We start from the raw sequence: 18,644 nt of genomic DNA, 5'->3' as shown, positions 1-18,644 counted from the left end.
CGGCGTGACGTCCATCGGGGCCCGCTGTGGCGAGCGGTCACGACCGTAAGCAGTCGATCCGCCCTATTTCAAAGACGATCAGGCCCTTTGAGACCCATCTCTCACTTGCGCTAAAGCGGACAAACGGCCATCAATGGGCCCCGAACTCCCGCTACTTTTCGACCGATTCGAGCCCAAGATCCAGACTCTGACCAGGAATGATGAGGTCCGGGTCCGAGCCGACCTCCTTCTTGTTCAGGTCGTAGAGCGCGGCCCACCCGCCGTCCACGTCCTGAGCGTCGGCGATGTCCCAGAGGTTGTCGCCGGAGCGGACCGTGTAGGCCCCCTCGCCGCGCTCGTCGCCTCGGGAGGCGTGACGCCCCTCTCCCGTACGGGAGTCGGTGCCGTCGTCGGCGGCGCGGTCGCCGCGGTGACGGCCGGCGGTGGACGCGTCGTCGGAGGCGGTGGCCGACGCGGAGGACTCCGGGTCGGCCGGGTCGGCCGAGGAAGTGGACTCACTCTGGCCAGACTTGTCCGAGTTGTCGTCTTTGGTGTTGTTGCCGTCGCCGCTGTCGGCACCGGCTTCGTCGGCGTCGAGCTTGTTACCGGAGGTATCCCCCGAGGTGTCGGCTGACGGGGTGTCGGAAGAACCGGAGGAACCGGACGTTTCGGCCTCGTCCGTCGCGCCCGCTTCGTCCGACGCGTCGTGATTCTTCTCTCCCGAGGAGGCGGACGAGGCGTCATCCGTGGCGTCGTCCGACGACCCGGCCGATTCGGACGCCTGCGGGGAGGCACTCGCGCCCGGGTCGACATCGGCCGAGTCGTCGCTCTTGGTGAGGCCCGCCGTGATCGAGCAGCTCGGCCAGGCGCTCGGGCCCTTGTCGCCGAGGACCTTCTCGGCGACGGCTATCTGCTGCGACCGGCTGGCCAGGTCGGCGCGCGCGGCGTACTCGAGGCCGCCGTACTGCTCCCACATCTCCTGCGAGAACTGGAGTCCGCCGTAGTAGCCGTTGCCCGCGTCCAGGCTCCACTGGCCGCCGGACTCGCACTCGGCGAGCTTGTTCCAGGTGGCGGTGGTGGAGGCGCTCGCGCTCGTCGCGGCGAGCAGCGGGATCGCGATGGCGCTGCCGGTGACCCCGGCGGCGACGATCAGAGCAGGGGCCTGACGGGGGCGACGGTGACGACCGTTCCCGGAGAGCATGCGTGTGCCTTTCGCGAGACTGATGCTGCTGCTGCACGCGACGGGTGATGCGGAGGTGACGGTTGTGCATGTGTCGCGATGACTGGTGAACGTAGCGGCACTCGAACGCTTGTCACAAGTCGATGCAGCGCAGATCACGTGAAAGTCACAGATTTGACAGTGCGTCAGTTCTGGCGGGGTGTGAACTCCACCGGGAGCGTGCGCAGTCCGCGCATGATGAGGCCCCCACGCCACCGCAAATCGTCCGGATTCGCCGCAAGCCGTAGGTCCGGCAGGGCCGTGAACAGCGTGGCCAGCGCGGCCTTTCCCTCCAGGCGCGCGAGCGGAGCGCCGAGGCAGTAGTGGATGCCGTGCCCGTAGCCGAGGTGCTGGTTGTCGCGCCGGGAGAGGTCGAGGGTGTCGGGCTCGGCGAAGCGCTCCGGGTCGCGGTCGGCCGCGGCGAGCACGACGAGTACCGGATCGCCGGCGGCGATCTCCTGGCCGCCGATGCGCAGCGGCTCGGTGGCGAACCGCCAGGTGGCCAGCTCCACGGGTCCGTCGAAGCGCAGCAGTTCCTCGATGCCGGTGGCGAGCAGCTCCGCGTCGCCCTCGGCGAGCGCCCGGTGCCAGATCTCGCGCTGCTCGGGGTGGGTGAGCAGGGAGTACGTGCCGTTCCCGATGAGGTTGACGGTGGTCTCGAACCCGGCGAAGAGCAGCACGAAGCACATGGCCGCCACCTCGTTCTCGGTGAGGTGCTCGCCGTGGTCGGAGGCGCGGATCAGGTCGGAGATGAGGTCGTCCGCGCCGTCGTCAAGGGCGCCGCGCTTGCGGTGGATCAGGTCCACCAGATAGGCGCGGATCTTCTTCACCGAGCGGGCGACACCGCCCCGCGGGCCGCCGCCGTGACGGATCATCATCCCCGCCCAGTCCCGGAAGTCGTCCTGGTCCTCGCCCGGGACGCCCAGCAGGTCGCAGATGGCGTAGATGGGGAGCGGGAAGGCGAAGTCGTGGATCAGGTCCGCCTCGCCCTTCGCCGCGAACTGGTCGATGAGGCGGTCCGTCAGCTCCTGCACCCGGGGCGCGAACGCGGCCACGCGGCGCGGGGTGAACGCCTTCGCGACAAGGCGGCGCAGCCGGGTGTGGTCCGGCGGGTCGATGTTGAGCAGATGCGTCATCAGCTCGGCCTTGCGCTCGCCCGGGATGCCGGTCTTGCCCTTGGCGTGGGAGGGCTCGTCGTGGTGGTCCGGGTTCTTGCTCAGCCGCTGGTCGGCGAGGGCCTGCCGGGCGTCCGCGTACCGCGTGACCAGCCAGGCCTCGACACCGCTCGGCAGGGTGGTGCGGTGCACCGGGGCGTGCTCGCGCAGCCAGGCGTACGCGGGGTACGGGTCGCTGGCGAACTCCCAGGTGAACAGTTCGGGCATGGCGGGCGGCTCGGGCGCCGGGGCGGGGGCGGGGCTTTCGGTCACGCCCCGACGGTATCCGCCGACGAGCGGGACGCGGCCACCCGTCCACGGGCCGCGGTTCGGGCCTGTCCGGCGGATCCTGTCGCGGACGCGGGGCCTGGCCCGCACGTCAGCACAGCACAGCGCGGGTCGCCCTGATGCCACCTGACCCGCCGGACAGGCCCTCGGCGGATCCTGTCGCGGACGCGGGGCCTGACCCGCACGTCAGCACAGCACAGCGCAGGTCGCCCTGGTGCCACCTGACCCGCCGGACAGGCCCTCCGCGGATCCTGTCGCGGACGCGGGGCCTGACCCGCACATCAGCACAGCACAGCGCAGGTCGCCCTGATGCCACCTGACCCGCCGGACAGGCCCTCCGCGGATCCTGTCGCGGACGCGGGGCCTGACCCGCACATCAGCACAGCACAGCGCAGGTCGCCCTGATGCCACCTGACCCGCCGGACAGGCCCTCGGTGGGCGCCGCTCGCGGCACCGAAGCGGGCTTCGCTCGCCCAGGGGCGCGGGGAACCGCGCGACCGGCCACGACGAGAGCCGCGCCCGGCAGCGCTCCCCGGCCCCGCGGACGGGTGGCGCGGGCGGGTGGCGCGGGCGGGTGGCGCGGGCGGGTGACGCGGAGCCTAAAGCCCTTCCGCCGAGCGCACGGCATCCCGGTAGGCGCGGGCGGCAGCCCGCAGCGCCGCCTCGGGGTCGACCCCTCCGCCTCCGCCCGGAGGGCCAGCGCCAGGAGTTCGTAGCCGACGCCCTCACCGCGCGGCACCTCGACGTCCAGCGCCGCGGTGCGCACGCGGGAGCCGAGCTTCGCCGCGAGGGCGAGGCCGGGCTGGCCGAGCGGGACACCGTCGGTGACGGACGCCCGCCGCTTGGCCTCGCCCTTCTTGCGGAGCCAGATCTCCCGGACCTCCTCCGGGGTGGCGGCGCTCTCGTCCCCGAAGACGTGCGGGTGGCGATGGATGAGCTTGTCGACGATGCCGCCCGCGACGTCGTCGATGGAGAACGGCTCGTCCTCGCCGCCCGCCTCCTCGGCGATGCGGGCGTGGAAGACGACCTGGAGCAGGACGTCGCCGAGCTCCTCGCGCAGCTCTTCCCTGTCGTCCGTCTCGATCGCCTCCACCAGCTCGTACGCCTCCTCGATGGCGTACTTGGCGAGGTCCTCGTGGGTGCGCAGCCGCGACCACGGGCACTCGCGGCGGATGCGGTCCATGACCTGGACGAGGTCCAGGAGGCGGGCGCCCGGCAGATCGTACGAGCCGGGGAGCAGTTCGAGCGCGGGCATCTGCTCGCGGCCGGAGCCGGCCAGCGTCGCCAGGCCGTCGGTGAGGCGGCGGTCGCCCTCGGCCGTGGTGAGGACGACGACCGTGCGGCCGCCGCCGACGCAGCGGTCCACGAGGTCGCGGGCCGTGGGCGCGGCGACGACGACCTCGACGCCCGCTTCCTTCAGGTACGGCAGCTGCGGGTGCGCGGGGTCGGCGCACAGCACCTCGTCGGCGCCGCGCAGCGCCTGCCACGCCTGCCAGGACAGCAGCCCCGGGGCGACCCGGTGGCTGGTGGTGAGCAGGACGATGCGGCCGGCGGGGTCGTCGGCGGCGTCCACGGGGGCGTTCACCTTGTCGTTCACGTCTCGAACGTAACCCAGGGCACTGACAGCGCGTACGGCCAGGCGGCCGCTAGGCGGTCTGCTGGGCCTCGGACGCCAGGGCGGTGACCTGTTTCACCCAGGGCGTCTTCGCGTCGACGCGGCTGCTCTTGGTCACGTCCCAGGAGCCGTAACGGGGGTTCAGGTCGACGTCGAGTTCCTTGGACGCCTGGGAGAGCGCCTTCCAGAACGCGGCCTTGCCCGCCTCGGTCTGCATGTCGGCGCCGAGGGTCGTCGCCAGCTTCTGCGCCTCGATCTCGGTGCGCAGGGACTCGGTGAGCCGCTTGGGCGCGACGTTGTACTGCTGGAGCCAGGCGACCTCCAACTGCTTCGCGCCGCCCGCCTGTTGTTCGAGACCGGCCCGCATCTGCTGCATCTCCTTGCGGGTGACCGTGACGCCGCTGTCGGTGGCGGCCCGGTGCAGGACGCGGTCGAGGACCATCGTGTGCAGCGTGTTGCGGGTGAGGCCACCGGTCTTGGCGATGGCCTGCTCGTACTGCGCGCTGTCGGCCGTCGCGGCCTGCTGGGCGTCCCGGACCTCGTTCACCCGGCTCTCCAGCTGGGAGACCGTGATGCGCTGCCCGCCGACGACCGCGGCGGCACCGGGGTGGGCGTCGCTTCCGCAGGCGGTGAGGAGGGGGACGGCGGCGGCAGCGGATGTGAGCACGAGAGCGATGCGGCGGCTGTTGCGGCGGTGCAAGGTGGGGCCTCCCTGCGAGCAGTTTGTGCGTCAGTGCACAAAGTCCGGCGATGATCGATGGTAGGAGGTGGCCGCGTACTCGGCCACCTATTCGACAACGATTCGCCGCGAGTTGAGGTACTGACCCGCACTCAGCCGATGACGGCGACCGGCGCGTCCCACGCGTCGCGGTCCACGGTGATCGTGTAACCGCCGCGCGACTCCTTGCTGTTGACCATGTACTGGTGGCCGCGATGGTGCCCGGTCCACAGGGTGGCGGCGAAGGGCCAGTCGGTGGTGGTCGTGTTCACCTTGTCCCACTTGGCGTACCAGAGGTTGCCCGGCAGGTTGCTGCGGTCGGTCGTCGTGGCGACGGCCTTGGCGCTGGAGCTGGAGAAGCCGTACATGCCGGTGCGGTAGTACTTCGCGTGGACGGCCTTCTGCCAGGCGCGTACGTAGGTGAGGACCGCGGTGTTGCAGGAGGCGTTCGTGCTGTCGTACGCCTCCATGTCGAGATAGAGCGCGCTGCCCGCCTTCATGCCGAGCGCGGACGCCTTGGCCACGGCGTCGGCGCCGTCGGTGGCGCCGAGGGACGCGGCGGTCGTGGCCGTCATCTTCTCCGGGTTGGAGCCGCTCGCGCACGGCGGCTGCGCGCCTACGTAGAGCGGAATGAGCTTCCAGCCCTGGGAGTTGACGGTCTTCACCCAGGAGGCGGTGAGGTTGGCCTGGGCGCAGCCGCGGTTCTTGCCGCCCACGTAGACGGCCGCCGCGCCGTAGAAGCCCGTGTGCCATGCCTTCATGGCGGAGGCGGAGGGTGCGGCGCAGGTGTCGAAGGCGCGACCGGTGTACGTCTTCGCGGCGGGCCATGAGGTCGTCGTGGCGAGGGACTGCTGGACCGTGACCCCACCCGCGAGCAGGGCCGCGCAGGCGGCGCCGATGGCGATGCGGCGGCCTCTTCGGGAGAGCCGGTGACTGCCGGTTGCGGGCATGGGTCTTCCTCCGATGCGGATGGTGCTGCGAGTGGGGCTACGAACTGGGCTACGGGCTGCGGTGCGTGGGTCAGCCGGTGACGGCGGCCGTGACCTTCGCGGCGAGCTTCTTCGCGGTCGCCGCGCCGTTGTCGTGGCCGTCGGTCGACATGATGCTCACGACGGCGGTGCCCTTGCGGACGGCGATCAGGGTCGTGCCGTTCGTCCAGGTCGGGTCGGTCAGCGTGATGGCGTACGCCTCGTCGCCGAGTCCGGAGGCCGCGGTGCCGGCCACCTTCACGACGCTCTTGGTGTCCGCGTCCTTGTAGGTGGGGCACGCGGCGACCACCTTCCGGAGGTGCCGCATGACGGTCGTCGCCGTCGTGCCGCGGAACACGTCGATCTCCTGGGCGATGTCCGCGGAGGAGTCGTCGTTCACGTAGTCGTTCTGGGCGAAGGAGACGCCTTCGTCGCCGGTGAGGGCGATCCAGCTGGTGCCGCCGAACTTGGTGCAGTCCGGCTTGGCCGGAGCGGCCGGGTCGGCGCTCTGCTTCTGGAACGAGGTGCCGGTGTCGCGGACGCCGTCCGGGTCGACCTTGTATCCGGCGCCGAAGAACGACGCGGGGGCGAGGGCCTTCTTCAGGTCCGCGCCGGTGGCGAGGCCCTCGTCGGGGTTGTGGGACGTCGGGGCGGCGGACGGGGAGGAGGCGGCCCCCTGGGAGCCGGCGGACCCGTCGGAGTCTCCGGACGAACAGGCCGTCAGGGCGAACGGGAGGACGGCCACGGCGAGCAGGGCCGCGGCACGGGTGGGAGCGGTGATGCGCATGGGGAGGAGACGTTTCTCGGTAGACCTATGGAGATGCCGGCTCGGCCCTGGTGGGGGAAAGGCAAGGCACAGGAACGCCTGGGGAAGCGCACAGCGAGCGAGCTGATCTTGCCTGGCGAGCAGCGGCTCGAACGTCCATCCGGCCAGAACTTGGCGCGCGGTTTCCCGGATCTTTGCCTGTCGCCCGGCCGGACGGTCAGCCCCGCACCTGCCCCAGCCACTGCAACGTGCGCCGGATCTCCGCCGTGAACGGATGGCCGGGGCCGTGCAGCCGCTCCGCGTCGTGCAGCAGGCGGATCAACGTCTCGTGGGCGGCGCCCCGGTCCCCCACGGCGAGCAGCAACTGACCGATGCGGCGGCGCACTTCGAGGGCGAGACGCAGGTCCGTCGTCGCGTACTGGTTCTCGTAGTACGGCAGCAGCGAGCGGTACTCGGCGAGCGCCGCGGCCGGTTCACCGAGGGCCTCCAGGCACTGGGCGACCTCGTAGCGGAACTGGAGCGACTGCGGGTCGGCGTGCCCGGCCTCCGCGGCGCGCTCGTCGGCGAGGCGGCGCAGCTCGGGCAGGGCGCGGCGGTACTGGCCGTCGTCCATGAGCGTGGCGGCGTACTGCTTGCGCAGGGTGCGGACGACGGGTGAGTGCTCGCCGTGCTGGGCGGCCGCGGCGGGCAGGATCGAGCCGAGGATGTCGACGGCCTGAGTGATGCGGCCCTCGCCGAGCAGGCGCTTGACCTCGTCGACGGCGCGGGCCACGTCGGGCCGCTCGCCCTGCACGTCGGAGCCGGCGGGCTGCGGCGCGGGCGTCACGGCGCGGTCCGGCCAGGGGCGTGCGGGCGCAGGAACGGGCGGGTGGGGTCGAGCGGGTGGCCGGTGGGCACGCCGCGCGCGGGCAGCAGCGGGAGGAGTTCCTCGTACGTCTGCTGCGCGGAGGCGGGGCGGTGCTGCGGGTCCTTGGCGAGCAGCCGCAGCACCAGGTTCTCCAGGGCCTCGGGCACTTCGGGGCGGAGCCGGCGGACCGGGAGCGGGGGCTCGTACAGGTGGCGGTGGAGGATGCCGAGGGCGGTGGTGCCCGCGAACGGGACGTCGCCGCTGAGGAGTTCGTGCAGCAGGACACCGAGCGCGTACAGGTCCGTGTACGGGCCCACGGCGCCGCCCATGGCCTGCTCGGGCGCCATGTAGGCGGGCGTGCCGATGGGCGATCCGGTGTGCGTCAGGCGCGTGGTGTCGGTGTCGAGGACGGAGGCGACGCCGAGGTCGAGGACGGTGACCGTGCCGTCTTTCTTCACCATCACGTTGCGCGGCTTGAGGTCGCGGTGGACGATCGGCACCGCGTGCACGGCGGAGAGCACGGCGCACAGCTGGGCGGCGATCGAGACGGCCCACGGCCACGGGTAGGGGTCGTGCTCGGCGAGGTGGTCGGCGAGGTCGGAGCCGTCGACGTACTGCATCACGAGGAACAGGAACGAGGAGGCGCCGTCGTCCTCGGTGCCCGCGTCGTGCACGGTGACCAGGCCCGGGTGGTCGACCTGGGCGGTGACGCGGCACTCGCGCAGGAAGCGGCGGCGCAGCTCGTCGGCCTCGGCGCCCGCGACACGGTCGGGGCGGACCAGCTTCACGGCGACGCGGCGGTCCAGGCGCTGGTCGTACGCCGTCCAGACCTGGCCCATGCCGCCCTGGCCGATGAGCGTGGAGAGTTCGTAGCGGCCGGCGACGACGCGTCCGGCGGTGGTGCTGAGGGGCATGCTCACCGGTGGGTCACCGTTCGCCTTCCTGCTTGCGCAGGTAGTCGCTCAGCTCGTCCAGCTCGGCGCGGACCTGGTCGATGCGCTGCGGCGGCTGTGCCTGGTTCTGCGGCTGGGGCTGCGGCGCCGGGGTGGGCGTGGGCGCCTGACCCCCCGTCTGCGTCGGCAGGGTGTGCGGCTGGGGCGGCGTGGGCCGCGTGTACTGCTGGGGCTGGGGCTGCGGTGGGGCGTACGGCTGCTGGGGGCGCGGCTGCGGGTAGCCGTAGACCTGCTGCGGCCGGGTGACCCCGTACGGGTCGTACGGGGCGGCGAGCGGGCGGGCACGGCCGCCGAGCCGGATGTCGACGATGAGGTAGTACGTGACCGAGACGGCGAGGGTGCTCAGCATCAGCACCATCCCCGCGTTCCCCCGCCAGGTCGTGAACTCCTCGGCGCCGGGGTCGGTGAAGATGCATATCCAGGACACGAACTGGGCCGCGGCCACGGCGGCGAAGACCCGCCAGTCGACCTTGCGGTGGCTGGTCAGGGCGAGCCTCAGCGTCGGCACGAACGCGAGGAAACCGATGGTCAGCACGGCGATCGCCACGAACAGCACACGCCATCCGACCTGCGCTCCGGGCGAGGGGAGCCGCTGGGGCGGGGGCGCATAGCCGTGGCCGTGCATGACTGCTCCTGCTGGTGGGTGCCTGCGTGCGAAGTGCGTGCTCCATCGAGCGTATAGGCCGACTCGGACAACCGGCCCCGGGTTGTACCGAACCGTTGCCGACCTGGTCACCCGGGGGCTGTCACTCCGGTTCGACGACACCGTCCGTGAGGCCGTCGTGCAGTCCCTGCACGAGCTGTTCGCCGAGGCGTCCCGCGAGGCGCAGCGCGTCCTCGAAGGCGGCGAGGGACTTGAACCGCTCGCCGTAGCGGGCCTGTTCGGCGAGCGGCAGGCGCGGCAGCTGGAGGCGGCGCACGTCGAGCCGGGTCGCGGTCGAGGCGTAGCTGCTGGCCTGCCGGTTGTTGGCCGTGCCGCGCAGGAACCCGGCGAGGAACCACGGGTCGAGCGCGGCCGGGTCGGGCCGCAGCAGGGCGAGACCGCGGCCGAGCGCGGCCCCCGCGGCGCTCTCGTCGACGACGCGGGCGACGGCGCCGCCGCCGACGACGGGCACGACGACGTCCCCGGCCGCGACGAGGAACGGGTCGTCGTCGCCGGAGTGGCTGCCGGAGGGTCCAGTGCCGGCGAGCACGTCGTGGTCGGTGAGCAGCGGCACGCGCGCGTGGCCGCTCGTGCCGCTCATGGTGGTGGGGGCCGTGTGCAGCGACAGGGCGCCCGCGCGCGCGAGTTCACCGATCGTGGTCTGCGGCCAGCGCACGGGGGCGGCGACCGGGGTCGCGGCCTTGGGGCGAGCTTCGTCGCGAGGCTCAGGGTGTCGGCGAGTTCGAGGCGTACGGCGGTCAACTCCTCGGCGCCGCCGCCCGCGGCCGGTGGCGGCAGGCGCCGCGCGGGCGCGAGGTCGACCTCGTCGTCGAGCAGTTCGATGACGGGCACGGAGCGGGCGAGGCCGGGGCGCTCGGCGAGCGTGCCCGCGCGGTCGAAGGCGCGCCAGGCGTCGAGCACCGCGTCCTGGACGGCGGCCCACGCCTGCTTGTCCCGCAGGTCGCGGGCCTCGCCTGTGTCGACGGCCGTGGTGTCGACGAGCAGCAGCTCGGGGCGGCGGCGCCCGCGGCGGGCAGGTGCGCGGCGGGCCGGCGCAGGACCCACAGGTGCAGCGGGATGTTGTTCGGCGGTACGGCTCCGGCGGGCAGCGCGATCACCGCGCGCAGGGCGCCGCGGCGCAGCAGGTCGGCGCGGATGCGGCGGCCCGAGCGGCGGGACGCGACGGTGGGCGGCATCAGGAGCACGGCGCTCCCGCCGTCCTTGAGGCGGGCCAACGCGTGCTGTACCCAGGCCAGTTCGGACTCGGTGCGGGCCGGGAAGCCGTACTCCCAGCGCGGGTCGTACGCCAACTCGTCGTGTCCCCAGCCGCGTTCGTTGAACGGGGGGTGGGCGACGACCACGTCGGCCTGTACGTCCCCGAGGGCGTCGCCGCGCAGGGTGTCGGCTGCGGCGGTGCGGATCGCGGGGGCGGCGCCCTCCTCGGCGGGTCCGTCGAGCGCGAGGCGCAGGGCGGTCAGGGCGGCCAGCTCCGGGGCCACGTCCTGGCCGTAGAGGCGCTGGCCGGGGCGCGGGTCGAGGCCGCGCACGGCGTGCAGCAGGGTGCCGGTGCCGCAGGCGGGGTCGAGGGCGCTGTCGGCGGGCCCCGCGAGGGCGGCCATCAGGGCGGCGGGGCCGGACGGGGTCAGCGTGTACTGGCGCGGGTTCGCGTCGAGGTGGCGGCCGAGCAGGAAGGCGAAGGTGCGGCGCGCGCCCAGCTCGGCGGCGAGCTCGCCCGCGCCGCGCAGCAGCGGCACGGACGGCAGCAGCGCGGCGGCCTTCGGGGTGGCCAGGGCGCGCTCGGTGGCGTGGCCGAAGCGCGCGGTGAGGATGCCTTCGAGAGCGGCGGGCAGTCGCTCGGCGAGGAAGGCGTCGTCGTCCGCGGTGCTCAGGGCGAGCCATTCGGTGGGCCGGTCGTGGACGAGCAGCAGCGCGGAGCCCGCGTGCAGCAGCGCGGTGACCGGGCCCGCGGGGTGGCCGGCGAGCTGCTGCCACACGCGCTCGCGCAGCGGGACCTCGGCGAGTTTGCCCTGGACGCGCAGCCAGTCCTCGACCTCGGCGAGGGCGAAGGACGGGCTGGTCTCGGTGCCCCCGACGGGCTTGGGGAAGTCGGCGTGCCGCCGCCGCCAGTTGCTGACGGCGGCCCGGCCCACCCCGGCCAGCCGGGCGATTCCGGCGGCCGTCACCTCTGTCGCGTTGTCCATGCGCCCGACCTTATCGACTCCCACGTAAGAACCGTATTCACAGGCGTGCACACTTCGAACTCTGTGAACCGGGTTGACTCGGTTCACAAACAATGGTGTTCTTGACCCAGCCAACCGCCGGACACACGGAAAGCCGGGGGGAGGTTGGCGTCTCTCATCACGGAGGAAGTCCCATGTCGCAGACCCACCAGCCCCAGCAGCACCCCCAGTACCCGCCGTTCCAGCCGCAGCAGCAGCCGACGCAGGTGGCGCGGAACGGACTGGGGACGGCGGCGCTGATCCTCGGCATCATCGGCGCCCTGTCCGGGCTGATCCCGCTGATGTTCTGGCTGGCCGGCATCCTCGGCGTGATCGCGCTGATCCTCGGCCTGACGGGCCGGGCCCGCGCCAAGCGCGGCGAGGCCACGAACAAGGGGGTGGCGCTGACCGGCGTGATCCTGGCCCTGGCCTCGCTCGGCCTGGCGGTGTTCGGCGCGTACACCACGTTCAAGGCGGTCGACGACGCCGTCGACGAGATCAACAAGTCGGTGTCGGACACGAAGGCCAAGGACACGGACGCCAAGGGCACGGACAAGTCCGACAGCAGCGGCAAGGGCGCCGACAAGGGCAAGGACGAGAAGCCGGCCGCCGGCAAGGCGCTCGACGCGGGCGACTCCGTGATCTACGACGACGACCTGACCGTCGCGGTCTCGAACGCGGTCACCTTCAGCCCGAGCGAGTACGCGGCGGGCCACAGCAAGGGCAACCACGCCTACAAGGTCACGGTCACCGTCACGAACGACAGCAAGGAGAAGTTCGACGCGAGCCTGCTGCAGACGAGCGCCCGCGCCGGCGCCGACGGTGTGGACGCCGAGCAGATCTTCGACGAAGCGGTCGGCACCGGCTTCGAGGGCACGATCATGCCCGGCAAGAAGGCCACGGTCGTCTACGGCTTCGACGCCCCGGCCGACGCGAAGAACCTCACGGTCGAGGTGGAGCCCAGCTTCGAGTACGACGCCACGCAGTGGGACCTGAAGCTCTAGTCGGTCACCCGAGGGCCGGTGCGGCACGCGCTCACAGCGCGTGCCGCACCCACACGTTGGGCTCGACGTACACGGCGTACCCGCTCTCGGGCGCGCAGTGCACGGGCACCAGGGCGGCCGGCACCTCGACCGGTCCTTCCGTGTCGAAGGGCAGCCCGGTCCAGGCCCGCCACTGGTCGAGGGAGCCGGACACGGTCATCGAGGCGTGCGCCACCTTCGCGACGACACCGCCCGCGCGGACGTGGACCCGCAGCCACGGATCGTGCGGCAGCCCGTCCGACTCCCGTACGCGGTGGGCGTACTCGTCGATCGGCGTCTTCGGCTCCAGGTGCTTGGAGCTGGGCCGCACCGGGGCGACCACCTCACGGAACCCCTTCGCGCGGGCGTTGTCCCGCATCGCGGCGAGCATCCGCCCGGACAGGCCGCGGCCCTGGAGTCCGGGCAGGACACTGATCTCGACGGCGCTGACGGTGTCGGGTTCGCGGCCCGCCGCGAGGTCGGCGAAGGCCCACTGGAGCACCTGGTCCCAGCCCTGGTCGGGCAGGTCGCCGCGGCCCTCGGCGCGCAGCGCGAACGGCACGCTGAACCCCTTGGCGACCACGGCCCCCGCCGCGTCCGTCGCCACCACCACGTACGCGGGCAGCTCCTGCCAGACGCGGCGCAGGAACGCGGCGCCGACCAGGTCGTGACCGATGAACTCCGGCCAGGTGTCCGGCATCGTCCACATCGCGACGCCGAGCGCGGGCCGCTCGGCGAGCGTCGTGATGGTCAGATCGGGTCCGGCGGCGGAGCCCACGGCAGCGTTCATGCGCTCATCGTGCATGGAAGCGCGGCGGCGCCGCAGTCGAATTTCCGCCGGTCGGCAGCTTCTGGTCCGGGCAGCCGCCGAGCACCTTCTTCATGGCGTCGCGCTCGGCGGCGGTCACCCACAGCCCGTACTTCTTCTTCACGGCGACCTGTCCGGCGACGTACGCGCAGCGGTACTTCTTGTTCGGCGGCAGCCAGGTCGCGGTGTCGCCGTCCCCCTTGCTGCGGTTGGGGGTCGCCCCGACGGCGAGCAGGTTCAGCGGGTCGTTGGCGAGCGCGATGCGCTTGCCGGGCTCCCACTGGAAGGCGCCCTTCTGCCAGGCGTCGGAGAGGGCGACGAGATGGTCGATGTCGACCTGGCTGCGGCCGCGCGTGAAGGAGACGTCCTTGCCGCTGTACGGGTCCGGGGCGAGGGTGCCGGAGACGACCTTGCAGTCGCCGCCGCCCGAGTAGCGCACGCCCTCCAGGTCCCGCTTGAGGATGTCGTCACGGGTGTCGCAGCTGTTGGAGTCGGTGTCGGCCCACGCGCTGCCGAACCGCTCCCGGGAGTAACCGGTCTTGGGCGCGCGGCCCTTCACGGTCAGCGTGCCGACGGCGGCGAGCGCGCTGCCCGCCTCGCCCTGCGGCTCGGGACCCGCGTCACCGCCACCGGTCCCGGTCCCGGTCGTCACCTCGCAGCCGGTGACGGCGACGGCCGCCACCAGCACCGCGCCCGCGATCCGCCCAGCACCTCGCAGCACGACGCCGCCTCCCCTTTTTGTTGGCCTTCGTTCGCGTTTCATGCGGTTTTACCCGCGGCCCTCACCGTACCCGAGGCATGATCACCCCTTGCCGATGCCCAGCGTCGTGACCGAGGGCAGCAGGCCCGACCCGAGAACGGCTACCCACAACTCGCCGATCAGATCCGAGAATTCGCCGACCGCGTCGGTGCCGAGGGCGCGCCAGGGCCCGGCCGCGAGCCGGTCCGTTCGGGCCTCGACCTCGGCGCGCAGCGCTCGGCCCGCGTCCGTGGCGATGCCGTCCTCGTCCACCAGCCCCTCGCCGGCCAGGAGTTGGTGGGCCGCGTCCCACTCGGCCCGCGTCCAGCCGCGGCTCGCGAACGTCTCCACGGGCGCCGCGCCGATCGCCGCGAACGACACGAGCGACTCGGCCGGGCCGAGCCCCGCCGTGAGCAGCGCGGCCACGTGTCCGTCGCCGCGGTGCTCGCGCAGCACGGTGGCCGCCTGCCAGAGCACCAGGTGCGGGGCGTCGGGCCAGGGCAGCTCGGCGTTGGCGGCGGCCAGCGGGCGGCCTTCGAGGTGGGCCGCCTCGGCGGCGCGCCGGGCGAGGTCGGCGGCCCGCGCCACGTCCGGGCCGTCCACCGCGTCACCGAAGAGCGTCCGGTAGGCGCGGTCGACGGCGCGCAGCCGGGCGGCCAGCACCTCCCGCGGCGCCGCCACCGCCCAGGCGGCCGGTACGTGCTCGGCGACCTTGGCGGGGCTGAAGCTGTAGAAGGCGGAGGCGACGCGCCGTGGACCGGCGGCGCCGAGCGGGGCGGCGCGCCAGGCGAAGTAGCTCGGCCACCGCTCCTCGACGTCGTACCCCAGCGCGGCCGCCTCCTCGAAGGCCTCGGGCGCGTAGTAGAGCACGGCGTGCAGCGGTTCCAGCAGGTGCCACAGCTGACGGACCTTGGCATCCGGTATGTGCGTCATGAACTCCCCCACACCTCAAGCGACTTGGTGTCCGAAAGGACAGACGATCCCCTCTCGGACACCATGAACGCCACAGCGGAGGCGGATCACCCGCTCCCCTGGGAGCCGCCGCGAGCCACTACGCCCCACCTACGGCCCCTACCGGCCCTCCACGAACTCCTACCGCCCTCCTACGACCTCCTACGACCTCTTACGACCCCAGGATCGTCGCCAGGAACTCGCCGACCCACGCCAGCAGTTCCCGCCCGACCAACGGCTTGCCGCCCACCTTCGCCGTCTTCGGGCGCGGCACCAGGATCTGGTGCGTGGCCGGCTTGATGACGGTCCCCGGGTAGAGCCGCTTCAGCCGCAGCTCCTGCGACTCCCTCAACTCCACGGGCGCGAAGCGGATGTTGGCGCCCTGGAGCACGATCTCGCCGACGCCGCAGGCGCGGGAGAGCATGCGCAGGCCCGCCACCAGGAGCAGGTTCTCGACCGGCTCGGGCAACTTGCCGTAGCGGTCGGTGAGTTCCTCGCGGACGTGCTTGACGTCCTCCTCCGTGTTCGCGGAGGCGATGGCGCGGTAGGCCTGGAGACGCAGCCGCTCACCGGGGGCGTAGTCGTGCGGGACGTGCGCGTCGACGGGGAGCTCGATCTTGACCTCCAGCGGCGGCTCCTCCTCGACACCGCCGTCCATCTGCGCCCGGTAGTCGGCCACGGCCTCGCCGACCATCCGTACGTACAGGTCGAAGCCGACGCCCGCGATGTGGCCGGACTGTTCGCCGCCGAGCAGGTTGCCCGCGCCGCGGATCTCCAGGTCCTTCATCGCGACGTACATGCCCGCGCCCATCTCCGTGTGCTGCGCGATGGTGGCGAGGCGCTCGTGGGCCGTCTCCGTGAGCGGCTTCTCCGGCGGGTAGAGGAAGTAGGCGTAGCCGCGGTCGCGGCCGCGCCCGACCCGGCCGCGCAGCTGGTGGAGCTGGCTGAGGCCGAAGTTGTCGCCGCGCTCCACGATCAGCGTGTTGGCGTTCGAGATGTCGATGCCGGACTCGACGATCGTCGTCGCGACGAGGACGTCGAACTTCTTCTCCCAGAAGTCCACGACGACCTGCTCCAGGGCCTGTTCGGACATCTGGCCGTGGGCCGTCGCGATCCGCGCCTCGGGCACGATCTCGCGCAGCCGCGCCGCCGCCCGGTCGATCGACTCGACCCGGTTGTGGATGTAGAAGACCTGGCCCTCGCGCAGGAGTTCGCGGCGGATGGCCGCGCCGATCTGCTTCTCCTCGTACGGACCGACGAAGGTGAGGACCGGGTGCCGCTCCTCGGGCGGTGTCGTGATCGTCGACATCTCGCGGATGCCGGTCACGGCCATTTCGAGCGTACGGGGGATGGGGGTCGCCGACATCGTCAGGACGTCGACGTTGGCGCGCAGCTTCTTGAGCTGTTCCTTGTGCTCGACGCCGAACCGCTGCTCCTCGTCGACGATGACCAGGCCCAGGTCCTTGAACCGGGTCTCGGACGAGAAGAGCCGGTGGGTGCCGATGACGATGTCGACCGAGCCGTCCTTGAGGCCCTCCAGGGTGGCCTTCGACTCGGTCTCCGTCTGGAAACGGCTCAGCGCCCGCACGGCCACCGGGAACTGGGAGTAGCGCTCGCTGAACGTGCCGAAGTGCTGCTGCACCAGCAGGGTCGTCGGGACGAGGACCGCCACCTGCTTGCCGTCCTGGACCGCCTTGAAGGCCGCGCGGACCGCGATCTCCGTCTTGCCGTAGCCGACGTCACCGCAGATCAGGCGGTCCATCGGGACCGTCTTCTCCATGTCCTCCTTGACCTCGGCGATCGTGGTGAGCTGGTCGGGCGTCTCCGCGTACGGGAACGCGTCCTCCAGCTCGCGCTGCCAGGGCGTGTCCGGGCCGAAGGCGTGGCCCGGCGCCGCCATGCGCGCGCTGTACAGCCTGATGAGGTCGGCGGCGATCTCCTTGACGGCCTTCTTGGCGCGCGCCTTGGTCTTCGTCCAGTCGGCGCCGCCGAGCCGGTGCAGGGTGGGCGCCTCGCCGCCCACGTACTTGGTGATCTGCTCCAGCTGGTCCGTGGGGATGTAGAGGCGGTCGCCGGGCTGGCCGCGCTTGGCGGGGGCGTACTCGACGACGAGGTACTCGCGGGTCGCGCCCTGGACGGTGCGCTGCACCATCTCGATGTAGCGGCCGACACCGTGCTGCTCGTGCACGATGTAGTCGCCGGACTCCAGCGTGAGCGGGTCGATGGTCTTGCGGCGCCTGGCGGGCATCCGCTGGCCGTCCTTGCCGGCCGACCGCTGCCCGGTCAGGTCGGTCTCGGTGAGGACCGCGACCTTCAACTCCGGGTGCAGGAAACCGACTTCGAGGCTGCCGCAGGCCACCTGCACGACGGACGGGGCGAGTGCGGTGAGGTCCTTGTCGAGGCGGGCGGCGATGCCCTCGCCGCCGAGCACCTCGACGGTGCGGGCCGCGGGCCCGTGCCCCTCGGTGACGAAGACGGTGCGCCAGCCGTCCTGGAGCCAGCCCTTGGTGTCCGCCAGCGCCTTCGCGGTGTCGCCGCGGTAGGTCTCGGGGGCGTGCATGCCGAGCTGGAGGGTGTCCGCGCCGCCCGCCGCGTCGGCGGCTGACGTCCACGTGACATCGGCGGCGAACGGCGACACCGACCACCACATCATGCCGAGCTCACGCGCCCGCTCCCGTACGTCGGCGACGGCCCACAGCGAGGCGGCGCCCACGTCGATGGGGGCTTCGCCGCCGGTCGCGGACGCCGCCCAGGACGCCTGGAGGAACTCCTGGGACGTGGCGACCAGGTCGGCGGCCCGGGTCCGCACCCGCTCCGGGTCGCAGACCACGGCCATCGACCCGGCCGGCAGGACGTCGATCAGGAGCTCCATCTCGTCGACGAGGACGGGCGCGAGGGACTCCATGCCCTCGACCGCGATACCCTCGGCGATCTTCCCGAGCAGTTCGCCCAACTCGGGGTGCCGCTCGGCGAGTTCGGCCGCGCGGGCGCGCACGTCGTCGGTGAGCAGGAGTTCCCGGCAGGGCGGCGCCCACAGCCCGTGCTCGGCGATCTCCAGCGACCGCTGGTCGGCGACCTTGAAGTAGCGGATCTCCTCGACGTCGTCGCCCCAGAACTCGACGCGCAGCGGGTGTTCCTCGGTCGGCGGGAAGACGTCGAGGATGCCGCCGCGGACCGCGAACTCGCCGCGCTTCTCGACCAGCTCGACGCGGGCGTACGCCGCGGCGGCCAGCGCCTCGACGATCTCGTTCAGGTCCGCGCTCTGCCCGCTGCGCAGGGCGACGGGCTCCAGCTCGCCGAGCCCCTTGACCTGCGGCTGGAGCACGGAGCGGATCGGCGCGACGACCACCGACACGGGACCGGTCTCCGGGTCGTCGGTGCTCGGGTGGGTCAGCCGGCGCAGCACGGCGAGGCGACGGCCGACCGTGTCCGACCGGGGGGAGAGCCGCTCGTGCGGCAGCGTCTCCCACGACGGGTACTCGGCGACCCCGTCCTCCGGGAGCAGCGAGCGCAGCGCGGCCGCCAGGTCCTCGGCCTCGCGGCCGGTGGCGGTGACGGCCAGGACGGGACGTTTCGCCTCGCGCGCGAGCGCGGCCAGAACGAAGGGCCGCGACGCGGGCGGGCCCACGAGGTCGATGTGCATGCGGTTGCCGTCACCGGCCGCCTTGATCGCTTCCGCGAGGGCGGCGTCCTTGACGACGGCGTCGAGCAGTCCGTGCAGACTCATGGAGAAGATCCGTCCCGGGTCAGTGGGC

11 protein-coding genes and 3 pseudogenes are annotated in these 18,644 nt (G+C 72.4%); 1 reads left to right on the top strand and 13 read right to left on the bottom strand.

Translation table 11 applies throughout. The features are described from left to right. Nucleotides 1-151 precede the first annotated feature (151 nt). From V2W30_RS23415 to V2W30_RS23375, 9 genes and pseudogenes are all read right to left on the bottom strand, one after another. Nucleotides 152-1,180 carry a transglycosylase family protein gene (locus tag V2W30_RS23415; RefSeq protein ID WP_338699439.1) on the bottom strand — a complete coding sequence of 343 codons (1,029 nt, stop codon included), beginning with the start codon at nt 1,178-1,180 and terminating at the stop codon, nt 152-154. Nucleotides 1,181-1,344: 164 nt separating this feature from the next. Next, nucleotides 1,345-2,580 carry a cytochrome P450 gene (locus V2W30_RS23410; protein WP_338703733.1) on the bottom strand — a complete coding sequence of 412 codons (1,236 nt, stop codon included), beginning with the start codon at nt 2,578-2,580 and terminating at the stop codon, nt 1,345-1,347. A 659-nt stretch (nt 2,581-3,239) separates the two neighbouring features. After that, nucleotides 3,240-4,213, bottom strand: a pseudogene (locus V2W30_RS23405) (nucleoside triphosphate pyrophosphohydrolase). A gap of 73 nt (nt 4,214-4,286) precedes the next feature. Beyond that, nucleotides 4,287-4,955, bottom strand: a complete 669-nt coding sequence (locus V2W30_RS23400; RefSeq protein WP_338699437.1) for a SurA N-terminal domain-containing protein — start codon at nt 4,953-4,955, stop codon at nt 4,287-4,289. A 131-nt stretch (nt 4,956-5,086) separates the two neighbouring features. Beyond that, nucleotides 5,087-5,923: a glycoside hydrolase domain-containing protein gene (locus V2W30_RS23395; RefSeq protein ID WP_338699435.1), complete on the bottom strand. Its 837-nt coding sequence runs from the start codon at nt 5,921-5,923 to the stop codon at nt 5,087-5,089. A 70-nt stretch (nt 5,924-5,993) separates the two neighbouring features. Next, nucleotides 5,994-6,728 (bottom strand): hypothetical protein, encoded by a 735-nt coding sequence (locus V2W30_RS23390; RefSeq protein WP_338699433.1) that lies wholly within the window; start codon nt 6,726-6,728, stop codon nt 5,994-5,996. 196 nt (nt 6,729-6,924) lie between these two features. Further along, a pseudogene (locus V2W30_RS23385) lies at nt 6,925-8,468 on the bottom strand (protein kinase domain-containing protein). A gap of 13 nt (nt 8,469-8,481) precedes the next feature. Continuing rightward, on the bottom strand, nt 8,482-9,132 hold the full coding sequence (locus V2W30_RS23380) for a hypothetical protein (RefSeq protein ID WP_338699431.1): 651 nt from the start codon (nt 9,130-9,132) through the stop codon (nt 8,482-8,484). Between the two features lie 121 nt (nt 9,133-9,253). Continuing rightward, nucleotides 9,254-11,351, bottom strand: a pseudogene (locus tag V2W30_RS23375) (N-6 DNA methylase). 173 nt (nt 11,352-11,524) lie between these two features. Between V2W30_RS23375 and V2W30_RS23370 the strand changes: the two are divergent. Then, nucleotides 11,525-12,373: a DUF4190 domain-containing protein gene (locus V2W30_RS23370; RefSeq protein WP_338699430.1), complete on the top strand. Its 849-nt coding sequence runs from the start codon at nt 11,525-11,527 to the stop codon at nt 12,371-12,373. Between the two features lie 31 nt (nt 12,374-12,404). Here V2W30_RS23370 and V2W30_RS23365 read toward each other — a convergent pair whose 3' ends face one another. From V2W30_RS23365 to mfd, 4 genes are all read right to left on the bottom strand, one after another. Next, on the bottom strand, nt 12,405-13,181 hold the full coding sequence (locus V2W30_RS23365) for an N-acetyltransferase (protein ID WP_338699428.1): 777 nt from the start codon (nt 13,179-13,181) through the stop codon (nt 12,405-12,407). 4 nt (nt 13,182-13,185) lie between these two features. After that, nucleotides 13,186-13,962: an HNH endonuclease family protein gene (locus tag V2W30_RS23360; protein ID WP_425244586.1), complete on the bottom strand. Its 777-nt coding sequence runs from the start codon at nt 13,960-13,962 to the stop codon at nt 13,186-13,188. Nucleotides 13,963-14,001: 39 nt separating this feature from the next. After that, entirely contained in the window at nt 14,002-14,871 is an 870-nt protein-coding gene (locus tag V2W30_RS23355) for an SCO6745 family protein (RefSeq protein ID WP_338699424.1), read from the bottom strand. A gap of 190 nt (nt 14,872-15,061) precedes the next feature. Further along, nucleotides 15,062-18,616: a transcription-repair coupling factor gene (mfd, locus tag V2W30_RS23350; RefSeq protein ID WP_338699423.1), complete on the bottom strand. Its 3,555-nt coding sequence runs from the start codon at nt 18,614-18,616 to the stop codon at nt 15,062-15,064. Nucleotides 18,617-18,644: the final 28 nt, after the last annotated feature.

The sequence above is a fragment of the Streptomyces sp. Q6 genome (genome assembly GCF_036967205.1).
GTDB classification, from domain to species: Bacteria; Actinomycetota; Actinomycetes; order Streptomycetales; family Streptomycetaceae; genus Streptomyces; species Streptomyces citrinus.
Note: the sequence above shows the minus strand (reverse complement) of the source record. Positions and strands in the feature narration are given on the sequence as shown.

What these genes read in the sequence shown, in the direction of transcription:
- V2W30_RS23415 (WP_338699439.1), bottom strand. Translation starts at nt 1,180, where the DNA reads ATGCTCTCCGGGAACGGTCGTCACCGTCGCCCCCGTCAGGCCCCTGCT.
- V2W30_RS23410 (WP_338703733.1), bottom strand. Translation starts at nt 2,580, where the DNA reads ATGCCCGAACTGTTCACCTGGGAGTTCGCCAGCGACCCGTACCCCGCG.
- V2W30_RS23395 (WP_338699435.1), bottom strand. Translation starts at nt 5,923, where the DNA reads ATGCCCGCAACCGGCAGTCACCGGCTCTCCCGAAGAGGCCGCCGCATC.
- V2W30_RS23390 (WP_338699433.1), bottom strand. Translation starts at nt 6,728, where the DNA reads ATGCGCATCACCGCTCCCACCCGTGCCGCGGCCCTGCTCGCCGTGGCC.
- V2W30_RS23380 (WP_338699431.1), bottom strand. Translation starts at nt 9,132, where the DNA reads ATGCACGGCCACGGCTATGCGCCCCCGCCCCAGCGGCTCCCCTCGCCC.
- V2W30_RS23370 (WP_338699430.1), top strand. Translation starts at nt 11,525, where the DNA reads ATGTCGCAGACCCACCAGCCCCAGCAGCACCCCCAGTACCCGCCGTTC.
- V2W30_RS23365 (WP_338699428.1), bottom strand. Translation starts at nt 13,181, where the DNA reads ATGAACGCTGCCGTGGGCTCCGCCGCCGGACCCGATCTGACCATCACG.
- V2W30_RS23360 (WP_425244586.1), bottom strand. Translation starts at nt 13,962, where the DNA reads ATGAAACGCGAACGAAGGCCAACAAAAAGGGGAGGCGGCGTCGTGCTG.
- V2W30_RS23355 (WP_338699424.1), bottom strand. Translation starts at nt 14,871, where the DNA reads ATGACGCACATACCGGATGCCAAGGTCCGTCAGCTGTGGCACCTGCTG.
- mfd (WP_338699423.1), bottom strand. Translation starts at nt 18,616, where the DNA reads ATGAGTCTGCACGGACTGCTCGACGCCGTCGTCAAGGACGCCGCCCTC.